Genomic DNA, 13,024 nt, shown 5'->3' on the forward strand with positions numbered 1-13,024 from the left:
ATTGCTGTTCTATGATTATATTTATGCCCGAAATCGGCTTGTGGCACAGGGTAATCGCATCTTATTTGTTACAAAAAATACAGACAAAAAGAGAGAAATATAGTGTAAAAAAGAAGCAGTCATCTAAGAGAAGAAAAGGCTATTATTTAAAAAAAGTAAGTGAGTGAGGTCAAAGATGGCAAAAGGCTTCGGCGCAAGAGTTCTAACCCCACAACAAGAAAAAGAAGTCAAAATTATCAAAAGAAGCATACTGAAACATTTTCAGTGCCTAAAAGAACCGAGAACAGGGAGAAGGCAAGACCATAACTTAACAGCAATTGTCACCATAGGAATATTGGCAGTATTGTCAGGGGCAGATGGCTTCGTAGCAATTGAAGCCTATGGCAAAGCCAAACGAGAATGGCTAGAAATGTTTCTAGAGTTACCAAAGGGAATTCCCTCTCACGATACCGTTGGAAGAGTATTTGGAATGTTGGAAACAGAAGAACTAGAAAAAAGTTTTCTGAGCTGGATAAGCAGTCTAACGGAGAAAATGGACATAGAGCTGATACAGATAGATGGAAAAACGAAAAGAGGTTCTTATGATAGGGAAAAAGGACTAAATGCGTTACACAGCATAAGTGCGTGGAGTAGTGAGCGGGGACTGATGTTAGCGCAAAAGAAAGTAGATAGTAAATCTAATGAAATAAAAGCAGTCCCCTTGTTACTGAAGTTACTGGCTCTCCCCTTGTCTGTGTGTAATGTTATGTTAAGAGTTAAAGCAAGCTAACAATTTAAGCCGTAGATGCTCAAAATTAGCAAATCCATAACTTTTCCTTTTTATTAATTTAATTTTTGTATTCATCCCTTCCGTTAATCCATTAGTTGTATGGTTTTCAAAATAATTGCATATACCTGTCAAATGAGTTTTCAGCATACCCACACTTTTTTTATAGAATAGGCACGCTGTTCTCATCCATTTTTCAAATTTTCTCCTTGCACCATTTGTCGTTCTTGAATGCTCATAAATATCTCTAATCTCTTCCTTCATTTCATACGCTATTCCTAAACAAGGATACATTTTCAATATCTCTTCTAACTCTTCTCTTTTTTCTTTTTTTAACTCTTCTTTATTTTTCCATAATAGGTATGTTAAACCCTTTTTATGGATATTCATTTTCTTTCTCAATTTATTCAATTCTTCATTTATATTTTTCATTACATGAAATCTATCATAGACAATTTTAGCATTTACAAATAACTCCTTTATTGCTGACGTAAATCCCTCCCACATATCCACACTTACTTCCTTTACATTCTCTCTAACCCTTGCTGGCTGCACCTTTAGGGCTTCTATTATCTCTTCTTTTTTGTGTCCTTTTATTACTTCTAACAATTCCTTTTTATTTATATCTATCACTGTTGTAATAAAGTCTTTTTTTCCTTTTCTATTACTAAATTCGTCTAAACTTATCTTTTCTGGTAATTCCCATTCCTTCTTTTCTGCCTGCTTTGCATACTCTTCAAATATTGATTCCAATGTTCCCCAACTTATTTCTTCTTCTTGCCTTACCTCTTCTACATTTTTCTTTTTTACTTGCTCATAAATCTTTTCTTCATAACGAATTGTATAATGTTTTCTTAGCCGCATAAAGTCCAGTCTTTCTGTTATGTATTTCTGACATTTTTCACAATGGAACTGGCGGCGGGGCACTTCCAGATATACTTTCTTTCCCAATAGGGATAAATCCCGAACCAAATTATATTCTATTTGATTTATATCTTCCAATTCTTTATGACAATTTGGACATTCTATTACTTCGTTTTTCATTTTTAATTTTAAGAACAAAGCACCATCTATTTCTCGATAGTTTACGACTGTTACCTTTGGCAAACCTAGTAGCTCATCCAAGTTTATCCACATACTCCACCTCCTACTGTGGTATTACTATTATACACTTTCCACACAGTTGGGGGAAGAGCCAGTTACTTAACATCAAGGGGGCAGTAGTAACCCTAGATGCAATGGGAACGCAGACAGAAATCGCAAAACAAATAAAGCAAGGTGAAGGTGACTATGTATTGGCTCTCAAAGGAAATCAGGGCAAACTTAATAAACAAGTTAGGGATTGGTTTAAACAAGCGGTCGCTCAGAACTGGCAAGGAATTGAATACAGTTATCATGAGAAGACAGAAAAAGGACATTACCGTTTAGAAACTCGTCAAGTCTGGACAGTGTCAATCAATCAGCTTTCCGCATTGCATCGCCAAAATCAGTGGGTCGGTTTAGCAACTGTTGTGATGGTTAAAAGTAAAACTCAATTCGGTCATAAAACAACAGAGACGTTTCGCTATTATATTAGCAGTCTTCCTACGGATGCCGAACGTCATAGCCATGTGATTCGTTCTCACTGGAGTATTGAAAATAGTCTGCATTGGGTTTTAGATGTCACTTTTAATGAGGATGCGAGTCGAGTGCGTCAAGGTAATGCGGCTGATAATTTGGGCTTGCTCCGTCGTTTAAGTATTAATTTGCTTAAACATGAGCCATCTCAAAAAAGCTTGAAGATGAAGCGTTATTTGGCGGCGATGGACAACAATTTTCTTCTACAGGTTTTAGCAGCTAGTTCACGGGAGTGATATTCATGAGTATATTTAGCTTCAAATAGGGCTTGCTGAAAAAGTCCACAAAACGAACCTAGATGCCACAGGGCGCGAAAAATGGTGACTTCAGAGCTCAGTTTCCAGTTTTACCTCACATTTTTCCAGCAAAGTGCATGGATTTTGAGCCTCCAAATGCCATAACCTTGCATCTGATCGTTTGTAAAATGCCTGAAAGTATTGTATAGCAAGGATTTCATCCTTATTCAGCAAGCCCCAAATAGGAGGATTGGCAAAATATTGACACCAACAATTATGAATTAGCGAAATTACTTAATCTTTTAGAGTTTAAGTTGATTTTCTTCTCTTTTTAGTTTTTGATATAGTCTATTTTTAAGCTAGATTTCTTTTTTGATTCCACTCTACTAATATGCGATTACCCTGCTTGAAGAACTGGTGAAATTGCGCGAGGAAGCTCTCACCCTACGAGAAGATATGTCCAATATAATTAGGGCTTGCTGAATAAGTCTGCAAATCGAACCTAGATGCCACAGGGCGCGAAAAATGGTGACTTCAGAAATCAGTTTCCGATTTTAACCCACAATTTTCTAGCAAAGTGCATGGATTTTACGCCTTCAAATGCCATAAGCTTGCACCTAATCGTGTTCAAAATGGCTGAAAAGCTTATCTGATAAAGGTTCTGCCTTTATTCGGCAAACCCTAATTATTCACGATTTGCGTAATCCTTTATTAGCCATGCTTCTATCGGCAGAAATTATTAAAAAATACAGCGATCGTCCAAGCACCAAAGCTATTTTGATCAAAAAAGCAGAGCAAATTTTAACCTCTGGTAAACGCCTGCAAAATATGATTGATAGTTTACTGCTAATGGCCAAACTAGAATCAGGCAAAATTCTGTTTAATCCCGTGCCAACGGATTTATATGAGCTAGGGACAGCCATTTTAAACGATTTTGAATTATTCGCTAATACCCAGAAGATTGAGCTAACAGGAGATCTCCCTAACCCCAAAAGCAGCATCGTTATTGATGAGATTATTCTGCATCGTGTGATTGAAAATTTACTTTCTAATGCCCTAAAATTCTCGCCGTCGAATAGCCAAGTCCGTCTCAGAATTGAGTATTTACCCGAAAATCATCTCCGTATTCAGGTCATTGATCAGGGGCCAGGGGTCAGTCCCGAAAGAACCCAGGACATCTTTAAAAAGTTTGAAATCGGAGCCGTTAAAGCTAATGTCTCTCAAATTGGTTTAGGTTTAGCTTTCTGTAAAATGGCCGTCGAAGCTCAGGGAGCAGGGTAATCGCATATTAGTAGAGTGGAATCAAAAAAGAAATCTAGCTTAAAAATAGACTATATCAAAAACTAAAAAGAGAAGAAAATCAACTTAAACTCTAAAAGATTAAGTAATTTCGCTAATTCATAATTGTTGGTGTCAATATTTTGCCAATCCTCCTATTTGGGGCTTGCTGAATGGGTGCGACCTTTAGTTGATAAAAGCTGTTGTAATCAGGGTTCTACAGGGAACCCATATTGATCAAGTTTTGCCCAAAATTGACTCCATCGTTCCTTGGTCAATACCAAAGCTCGTAGGCTCAAAATAATTCCTGCTCCTTTTTCCTTCCATCGCATCCCTGAACAACATAATCGTTGTTTGACCAACGTCTTACAAGCTGCTTCCGTAACATCTGAACCAATCGGATACTTTTTCTCTAAGTATTCAGCATAATCCATTTGATGCTGATGATTCTCGTAATAAGTAATCGCCGCTTGTAGTTTCTCGGTAAGATTCTTAGAATGACTTTTTTCTTCTTTGACTTCTTTCATCAGATTTAGCAGTTCTCCTGCTTTTCCTTTTTCATGCTTGAGTTCTCGACAATTTTCAGTCAACCATTCTTTTTGTTTTGACACGGTATTCGGATGCAACGCTTCTGCCAAGGCACCTAAGTAACCAGAGGCATGATAGAAATCTAATATCTGTTCTTCCGTTTGCTTTTCTAAAAACTTCCAATTTGATTCTGCCCCGTCTGCTATCCCGACCAATGTTGCCTCTGGATAACGGTTTTTCGCTCGCTCAATTTCTCTTTCCAATCTTTCTAGAAAACTCTTTTTTCCATACTCTGGTGCCGCACCTAGATAGATTGTAGGTTGACGTTCGCCTTCACTATCGTATAGGGAAACGGTTCCCACCATTGCTTCACGGTAGCCATCCTCACACATCAGCATACAGGTTCCATCTAATCCTATTCCCACTGTTGCAATTTGGCTATCCTCCTTGGGCGGGGCATAACTCCACGCTTCTTCTTTTGCCTGTACCACACTTCCTACTGCTTCACTCAATCTTTGGATATAGGATAGCGCTACTTTTCTACCATGATTTTCTAATAAATCATTTTTCACCTCTTTGCCTGCCATCCCTGACATTTTTGAGGATACCTGTTTTGCCAATAATGGCGTTGATGTTATGATTATCCTTGCTTCTCTTTCTAAGGGGCAATACGTTTTTCCTCAAAGGTGAACGCTGATATACATGACGATTCACTATAACCTCACCATAAGGTGTTTGATATTCTTTCGGTTGCTCTCCCTTACTCTTCCAGATTTCTTCACCGATTTTTAAGGGTGAACCATCTGTATCTAAATATTTCAAGGCTTCTTTGCTGGCGATGCAACCTACTTCGTTTAAGCCTTTTTGAATATTTATTTCTGTATCCAACATTGAACGACTTAGTTCTAATGTTAGTTCTATTTTTATCTTTGAACCCTCTACATTAATTAGTTTTGCTGTCATCATTGTTTCCTCTTTGTCACTTTTCATCTCATGTTAACACTTTTCTTTTCCTTCATCAACTAAAGGTCACACCCTGCTGAATAAGGATGAAATCCTTGCTAGACAATACTTTCAGGCATTTTACAAACGATCAGATGCAAGGTTATGGCATTTGGAGGCTCAAAATCCATGCACTTTGCTGGAAAAATGTGAGGTAAAACTGGAAACTGAGCTCTGAAGTCACCATTTTTCGCGCCCTGTGGCATCTAGGTTCGTTTTGTAGACTTTTTCAGCAAGCCCTATTTGAAGCTAAATAGGGCTTGCTGAAAAAGTCAAAAAACGAAAGAAATGTGGGTTAGGGAAGTATGGACTGAAAAAGCATAGATAACTTATCCTTATGGAAACAAATCAAAATACAGATTTTGTTTAATCTAGGGCTTGCTGAAAAAGTCAAAAAACGAAAGAAATGTGGGTTAGGGAAGTATGGACTGAAAAAGCATAGATAACTTATCCTTATGGAAACAAATCAAAATACAGATTTTGTTTAATCTATTGTTCCTTTCTGTCTAAAAAGGTCAACACAAATCACTCCTCACAAAAGAGAGGAAAATTAACACCATTTTTCACAAGAAAAACGACTCTACAACTTTTTACTTTTTGTCTTCTGAAGTAGAGTAGAAAGATTCATTACCAAAAAGTTCATCGCAATTACCGTTTCCGAGGTCTCAGGTAGTTTGGCCATCACTCGACCAAGACTAAATTTCCTCTTTCCCTGTCCGAATTTACCCTCAATGGCATTACGCACTCTTTCATCTGAGCGTGCCTCTTTCTTTTTTTCTTTGCTCACCTCTTTCGGCGGTCTTCCCAATCGGGGACCACTCATTCTTATATCCCTTTCTTTACAATAAGCTCGATTCGCTTTTGTTCGATAGATTTTATCCACATGAACCGATTCCGGATAACATCCTGTTTCCCTTTTATATTCTTCTATTCGCGCTTGTAAATCTCCCGATTCGTTGTAATTATCCCAACTTAATTTGTCTAAGAAGACAAAGCCATTCACATTACTTGCCGATATTTTAGCTCCAAACTCTACTGCTTTTCCCGCTTTTCCACGCACTATTGGACGCACGTGAGGTTGGCTTACACTCACAATTCTGTTTTCTACTTTATTTGTCTTTTTTTCATACATTTCTAACTGTTGCTCATACACTTTTCCTATCGTTACAAGCTCTTCTTGCTCTTTTTTCGTTAGTTTTTCTAACTTTGCTCCCTCTTCTATCATTTTTTCTATATCAGACAAGTTTCTTTTTATATATCCTAGTTGTTTTTTTGTTCCTTTTCTTCTTTCTTTTTTTGACACACGACGTTTTTTTGCTATGGCTAAGTACTCTTTTCTTGCCACTTCCCTATAAGTCCTCGGCTTTTCTTTCCTTTTCTCTTTTATTTCTTCATACAGCTTATCTATTATTTTTTCTGTTTTTTCTCTGGCATCATTCAATATTCCTATATCCGTTGGATATTTTATATCTGCTGGTGTACAAGTCGCATCTAACAATAACTTTCCTTCATTTTCTTTTTTTTCTGACGCTACACCCGTCGCTTTTTTTTCTATTTCTTTATTAATTTTATTTATTAATTCCATTCCTATTTTTTTACGAAAATGAACCATCATTGACGCATTAAATGCTTCTTTGCTACTATAGCTTTCCATTCCTATAAAGTACTGTAAATAAGGGTTCTCTTTTATTTGTTCTACTGTTTCTCTGTCACTTTTTCCTGAAATTTCTTTGATAATTAATGCTCCTAATGCCATTCTAAATGATTTGGCTGGGGCTCCTTTTTTTTCTGTGAAGTTTTTTGCATATTCTTCCTCATATTCTTCCCAAAGAATCATTTTTGACATTTCTATCCAACGATTTTCTTCGTCTAACTGCCCGCCGAACAGATTTTTCAAGTTTTCTGGTGTTTCAATTGAGTACTGTTGCTTTCGGTACATCTGCTTTCTCTCTTCTTAATGCAATGGTTTTGAGGCATTCTACCCTATTTTCGTGCATTCTAGCGGTTCTTAATTCGCCTACTATTTTTCTCCGTAAAGGTTTCAGCTTTTTTCAGCAAGCCCTAAATATACTCATGAATATCACTCCCGTGAACTAGCTGCTAAAACCTGTAGAAGAAAATTGTTGTCCATCGCCGCCAAATAACGCTTCATCTTCAAGCTTTTTTGAGATGGCTCATGTTTAAGCAAATTAATACTTAAACGACGGAGCAAGCCCAAATTATCAGCCGCATTACCTTGACGCACTCGACTCGCATCCTCATTAAAAGTGACATCTAAAACCCAATGCAGACTATTTTCAATACTCCAGTGAGAACGAATCACATGGCTATGACGTTCGGCATCCGTAGGAAGACTGATAATATAATAGCGAAACGTCTCTGTTGTTTTATGACCGAATTGAGTTTTACTTTTAACCATCACAACAGTTGCTAAACCGACCCACTGATTTTGGCGATGCAATGCGGAAAGCTGATTGATTGACACTGTCCAGACTTGACGAGTTTCTAAACGGTAATGTCCTTTTTCTGTCTTCTCATGATAACTGTATTCAATTCCTTGCCAGTTCTGAGCGACCGCTTGTTTAAACCAATCCCTAACTTGTTTATTAAGTTTGCCCTGATTTCCTTTGAGAGCCAATACATAGTCACCTTCACCTTGCTTTATTTGTTTTGCGATTTCTGTCTGCGTTCCCATTGCATCTAGGGTTACTACTGCCCCCTTGATGTTAAGTAACTTCAGTAACAAGGGGACTGCTTTTATTTCATTAGATTTACTATCTACTTTCTTTTGCGCTAACATCAGTCCCCGCTCACTACTCCACGCACTTATGCTGTGTAACGCATTTAGTCCTTTTTCCCTATCATAACAGGGCGAACGCATCTAAAAATGATACAGATACAAGAACATTATAGAGGGATGGATAAGGGAAAATAAGGGAAAGTGCATAGAAAACAAAAGCGATGAAACTCCGACCCAAATATAGACTGGTAGAACACTTTGCCGAAATAGATGACCCTCGCATCGAACGAACAAAACGGCATAAACTCATTGATATTCTAACGATTGCCATCTTAGCCGTCATTTGTGGAGCAGAAGGTTGGGTAGCCATGGAAAGTTTCGGCAAGGCTAAACATCAATGGCTAAAAAAAATTTTGGAATTGCCGAATGGCATCCCCTCCGACGATACGTTTGCGCGTGTATTTGCTAGTCTGAATCCAGAGCAATTTCAAGACTGTTTTCTGCATTGGGTCAAAAGTATAGCGGAGGTAAGTGAAGGAGAAGTGATAGCGATTGACGGCAAAACCCTTCGCCACTCCTATGACAATGCCAACGGAAAGGGCGCAATTCAGATGGTAAGTGCATGGGCAACAGCAAATCGTCTAGTACTAGGACAGTGCAAGGTGGAAAGCAAATCGAATGAAATCACGGCGATTCCTAAACTCCTGAAAATGCTAGAGGTCAAAGGTTGTATCGTAACGATTGATGCCATGGGAACTCAGACAAAGATTGCCCAACAGATAGTAGGGCGAGGGGGAGATTATGTTTTGGCATTGAAAGGCAATCAAGGTAATTTATGTGAGGATGTTGAACAATTATTTGCTCATGCTCAATCGGTTAATTTTGTGGGAATTAAGCATGATTTTCATCAAACAATAGACAAGGGACATGGACGGATTGAAATTCGCCGTTGCTGGACGATGGAACAAACAGAATTTTTGCTGGGTGCGGAGAAATGGGCAAAGTTGACGAGCATCTGTATGATTAAAGCGGAGAGACGATTGAAAGACAAAACAGAGTATGAGACTCGCTACTATATCAGTAGCCTGCCGAGTAATGCTCAAAAATTATCCCAATCTGTTCGTAGTCATTGGTTGATAGAAAACTCTTTACATTGGGTTCTAGACTTGGCCTTCAACGAGGATGCTTGTCGCATTCGTAAGGATTTTGCTCCTGAGAATTTAGCCGTCTTACGCCATATCGCTCTTAACTTGCTCACAAAGGAAAATACTCTGAAACTTGGTATCAAGAATAAACGGCTACGCGCTGGTTGGGACGAGGACTATCTCCTTAAGGTTTTACTCGGATAAGATGCGTTTGCCCTGCCTATCATAAGAACCTCTTTTCGTTTTTCCATCTATCTGTATCAGCTCTATGTCCATTTTCTCCGTTAGACTGCTTATCCAGCTCAGAAAACTTTTTTCTAGTTCTTCTGTTTCCAACATTCCAAATACTCTTCCAAAGGTATCGTGAGAGGGAATTCCCTTTGGTAACTCTAGAAACATTTCTAGCCATTCTCGTTTGGCTTTGCCATAGGCTTCAATTGCTACGAAGCCATCTGCCCCTGACAATACTGCCAATATTCCTATGGTGACAATTGCTGTTAAGTTATAGTCTTGCCTTCTCCCTGTTCTCGGTTCTTTTAGGCACTGAAAATGTTTCAGTATGCTTCTTTTGATAATTTTGACTTCTTTTTCTTGTTGTGGGGTTAGAACTCTTGCGCCGAAGCCTTTTGCCATCTTTGACCTCACTCACTTACTTTTTTTAAATAATAGCCTTTTCTTCTCTTACTGGACAGTGGGAAGTTTATGGATGGCAGAGAAGGTAATGACTATGCGGCCAAAGTAAGTCTATCAGGACTTGGAAAAGGGTCAAGTTTAGCGGCAAGGAATTTAGGCAAAAGCAGACTAGGTGGACTTTGAGGAAAAATCATTGGGGCTTGATGTTGGATGGCTAGTTGAGCAATGCGTTCACTAGGATAGCCATGGGAGGGTAGAGTCGGGTGCGACCTTTAGTTGATAAAAGCTGTTGTAATCAGGGTTCTACAGGGAACCCATATTGATCAAGTTTTGCCCAAAATTGACTCCATCGTTCCTTGGTCAATACCAAAGCTCGTAGGCTCAAAATAATTCCTGCTCCTTTTTCCTTCCATCGCATCCCTGAACAACATAATCGTTGTTTGACCAACGTCTTACAAGCTGCTTCCGTAACACCTGAACCAATCGGATACTTTTTCTCTATGTATTCAGCATAATCCATTTGATGCTGATGATTCTCGTAATAAGTAATCGCCGCTTGTAGTTTCTCGGTAAGATTCTTAGAATGACTTTTTTCTTCTTTGACTTCTTTCATCAGATTTAGCAGTTCTCCTGCTTTTCCTTTTTCATGCTTGAGTTCTCGACAATTTTCAGTCAACCATTCTTTTTGTTTTGACACGGTATTCGGATGCAACGCTTCTGCCAAGGCACCTAAGTAACCAGAGGCATGATAGAAATCTAATATCTGTTCTTCCGTTTGCTTTTCTAAAAACTTCCAATTTGATTCTGCACCATCTGCTATACCGACAAATTTTGCCTCTGGATAACGGTTTTTCGCTCGCTCAATTTCTCTTTCCAATCTTTCTAGAAAACTCTTTTTTCCGTACTCTGGTGCCGCACCTAGATAGATTGTCTGTTGACGTTCTCCCTCACTATCGTATAGGGAAACGGTTCCCACCATTGCTTCACGGTAGCCATCCTCACACATCAGCATACAGGTTCCATCTAATCCTATTCCCACTGTTGCAATTTGGCTATCCTCCTTGGGCGGGGCATAACTCCACGCTTCTTCTTTTGCCTGTACCACACTTCCTACTGCTTCACTCAATCTTTGGATATAGGATAGCGCTACTTTTCTACCATGATTTTCTAATAAATCATTTTTCACCTCTTTGCCTGCCATCCCTGACATTTTTGAGGATACCTGTTTTGCCAATAATGGCGTTGATGTTATGATTATCCTTGCTTCTCTTTCTAAGGGGCAATACGTTTTTCCTCCTACTGAACGCTGATATACATGACGATTCACTATAACCTCACCATAAGGTGTTTGATATTCTTTCGGTTGCTCTCCCTTACTCTTCCAGATTTCTTCACCGATTTTTAAGGGTGAACCATCTGTATCTAAATATTTCAAGGCTTCTTTGCTGGCGATGCAACCTACTTCGTTTAAGCCTTTTTGAATATTTATTTCTGTATCCAACATTGAACGACTGAGTTCTAATGTTAGTTCTATTTTTATCTTTGAACCCTCTACATTAATTAGTTTTGCTGTCATCATTGTTTCCTCTTTGTCACTTTTCATCTCATGTTAACACTTTTCTTTTCCTTCATCAACTAAAGGTCACACCCGTAGAGTCCGAAACCAGCGAGGGAAATTAGCCCAAATCCCCTGGGGTAACTCTAAGGAAAGAATTTGAAGTAAGCCGAGAACAATGACATGAAGATTAACAAAACGCTCAAAGGCTTCTACTTTGTTTAAAATCTGAGTCTGAACAGTTTGGGGATAGTCAGGGAGGATAAGATTGCTAGGCCAGGTCGGTAAAGTAGGAAGAGCCTTAAGCCAAAAACGATAGGCAAAGCCGCCCAAAAGATGGATTAATTGACGAAAAGTGACTTCAATCTTAAATCGGAGACCGTAAGCGGCAATAATCTCAGGTCCAGTCAAACAGAGGTCAGTAGAAAGCAGAATCAGTCTTTGTCCGTTGGGCAATTGGGTGAGGACAAACTTAACGAGCTGATGGGGACTATCCCAGTGGAACTCAAAGCACTGATAAGAAACGGAGACTTGTTGACCATAGAGCCAGACTTTAGCGGTGGGAAAATCCTCCACAAGAGCAAACAGGCTTTCTAGTTTTATTGAACTCCCCCAAAGCCGTGGTCGTCCTTTCCCCCTCAAGGTCGGAACGGAAGAAAAGGGAGCATATGCCACTGTAGAGCAACGCACTCGGGTGATGAGATGCAAGGCATTTTGGCGAAAACTTTTGAGCACTGCTCCACAAGCGAAGTAAGCATCCAAAATCACATAGCTTCCCGCCTCTGCGTAGGTAGTGCAAAGCTCCCCCATTTTCGTGACTAGAGTAGTCTTCTCTTTTTTGCTGCCTTTTTTCCCTTCCTTTGCCGTTGCTTTGGACTTGATGCCATCGTCTAGCCGCAACACTAAGGGCAAGGCAAAGCAGGCTTTTCCTGCTCCCACCAAAACACTCAAGGCATTGAAGTAATGCCCCCTTATCCATTCTGGCTTCGCCACATTTCCGGATTCTTGGTGTAGTCGTTTTACCCCTGGCATCTTGCGCCCTTCTTTCCCCACTTTGATTCCATCCCCCACATACACTCGTTTTTCCTTGATTCGATATAGATTTTCATGCTGACTTACCCACTTCGACCATCCCAAGGTCAGTCCTTTGACGTTAAATGCCTTGGATTCAAACCAATGTAGTGCCTGATGGTAGTAGCTCTCTGTTAACCCTAAGGCATTGACATAGCTTGTTATTGCGCTCGGTTGGCTGTTGAGCACTACTCCCCAGGCTAATAGGATAAACCATTGGTACGTTGCTTCTCGGCTAAAGGCGGGACGGAGATTCTCTAGGATTTGCTCTAGTCGCTGACATAGTTGCATAATTGATAGATAGCACTGGCTATCGATTTTCTATATCAGCCAGTTTCGGACATAACGGCACTCTTGGGTATCGCATGTCCGATTTTCTTTTCTCACTTACCCTGCTCGAGAACTTCCCACTGTCCAGTTCTCTTAGATGACTGCTTCTTTTTTACACTATAT

At 39.4% G+C, this 13,024-nt stretch carries 9 protein-coding genes and 2 pseudogenes; 4 read left to right on the forward strand and 7 right to left on the reverse strand.

All coding sequences use genetic code 11. The features are described 5' to 3' along the window. The first annotated feature begins 175 nt into the window (after positions 1–175). On the forward strand, positions 176–769 hold the full coding sequence (locus KA717_34970; GenBank protein UXE60661.1) for an ISAs1 family transposase: 594 nt from the start codon (positions 176–178) through the stop codon (positions 767–769). Here the strand turns inward: KA717_34970 and KA717_34975 are convergent. After that, positions 749–1,903 carry an ISL3 family transposase gene (locus tag KA717_34975; protein ID UXE60662.1) on the reverse strand — a complete coding sequence of 385 codons (1,155 nt, stop codon included), beginning with the start codon at positions 1,901–1,903 and terminating at the stop codon, positions 749–751. The two genes, KA717_34970 and KA717_34975, sit on opposite strands and share 21 nt — an antisense overlap. Positions 1,904–2,004: 101 nt before the next feature. Here KA717_34975 and KA717_34980 point away from each other — a divergent pair, with 101 nt between their 5' ends. Both KA717_34980 and KA717_34985 read left to right on the forward strand, forming a co-directional pair. Then, positions 2,005–2,619, forward strand: coding sequence for an ISAs1 family transposase (locus tag KA717_34980; GenBank protein UXE60663.1), 615 nt, complete (start codon positions 2,005–2,007; stop codon positions 2,617–2,619). 696 nt (positions 2,620–3,315) lie between these two features. Then, a complete protein-coding gene (locus KA717_34985; protein ID UXE60664.1) occupies positions 3,316–3,900 on the forward strand; it encodes an ATP-binding protein in 585 nt (194 codons plus the stop codon). A 206-nt stretch (positions 3,901–4,106) separates the two neighbouring features. Here KA717_34985 and KA717_34990 read toward each other — a convergent pair. The 3 genes and pseudogenes from KA717_34990 to KA717_35000 all read right to left on the reverse strand — a co-directional run bounded on the left by KA717_34990 (position 4,107) and on the right by KA717_35000 (position 8,308). Beyond that, positions 4,107–5,388 (reverse strand): annotated as a pseudogene (locus KA717_34990) (ISKra4 family transposase). A 640-nt stretch (positions 5,389–6,028) separates the two neighbouring features. Continuing rightward, positions 6,029–7,366, reverse strand: a pseudogene (locus KA717_34995) (IS5 family transposase). Between the two features lie 141 nt (positions 7,367–7,507). Beyond that, positions 7,508–8,308 carry an ISAs1 family transposase gene (locus tag KA717_35000; protein ID UXE60665.1) on the reverse strand — a complete coding sequence of 267 codons (801 nt, stop codon included), beginning with the start codon at positions 8,306–8,308 and terminating at the stop codon, positions 7,508–7,510. Between the two features lie 80 nt (positions 8,309–8,388). Here KA717_35000 and KA717_35005 point away from each other — a divergent pair, with 80 nt between their 5' ends. Next, positions 8,389–9,516, forward strand: coding sequence for an ISAs1 family transposase (locus KA717_35005; GenBank protein ID UXE60666.1), 1,128 nt, complete (start codon positions 8,389–8,391; stop codon positions 9,514–9,516). Here the strand turns inward: KA717_35005 and KA717_35010 are convergent. The 3 genes from KA717_35010 to KA717_35020 all read right to left on the reverse strand — a co-directional run bounded on the left by KA717_35010 (position 9,505) and on the right by KA717_35020 (position 12,862). Further along, complete coding sequence (locus tag KA717_35010; GenBank protein ID UXE60667.1) at positions 9,505–9,945, reverse strand: ISAs1 family transposase; 441 nt, start codon at positions 9,943–9,945, stop codon at positions 9,505–9,507. The genes KA717_35005 and KA717_35010 overlap by 12 nt on opposite strands. A 295-nt stretch (positions 9,946–10,240) precedes the next feature. Beyond that, positions 10,241–11,521, reverse strand: coding sequence for an ISKra4 family transposase (locus KA717_35015; GenBank protein UXE64868.1), 1,281 nt, complete (start codon positions 11,519–11,521; stop codon positions 10,241–10,243). A 66-nt stretch (positions 11,522–11,587) separates the two neighbouring features. Beyond that, positions 11,588–12,862, reverse strand: coding sequence for a transposase (locus KA717_35020; GenBank protein UXE60668.1), 1,275 nt, complete (start codon positions 12,860–12,862; stop codon positions 11,588–11,590). Positions 12,863–13,024: the final 162 nt, after the last annotated feature.

This window comes from Woronichinia naegeliana WA131 (assembly GCA_025370055.1).
In the GTDB taxonomy this organism is placed as follows: domain Bacteria; phylum Cyanobacteriota; class Cyanobacteriia; order Cyanobacteriales; family Microcystaceae; genus Woronichinia; species Woronichinia naegeliana.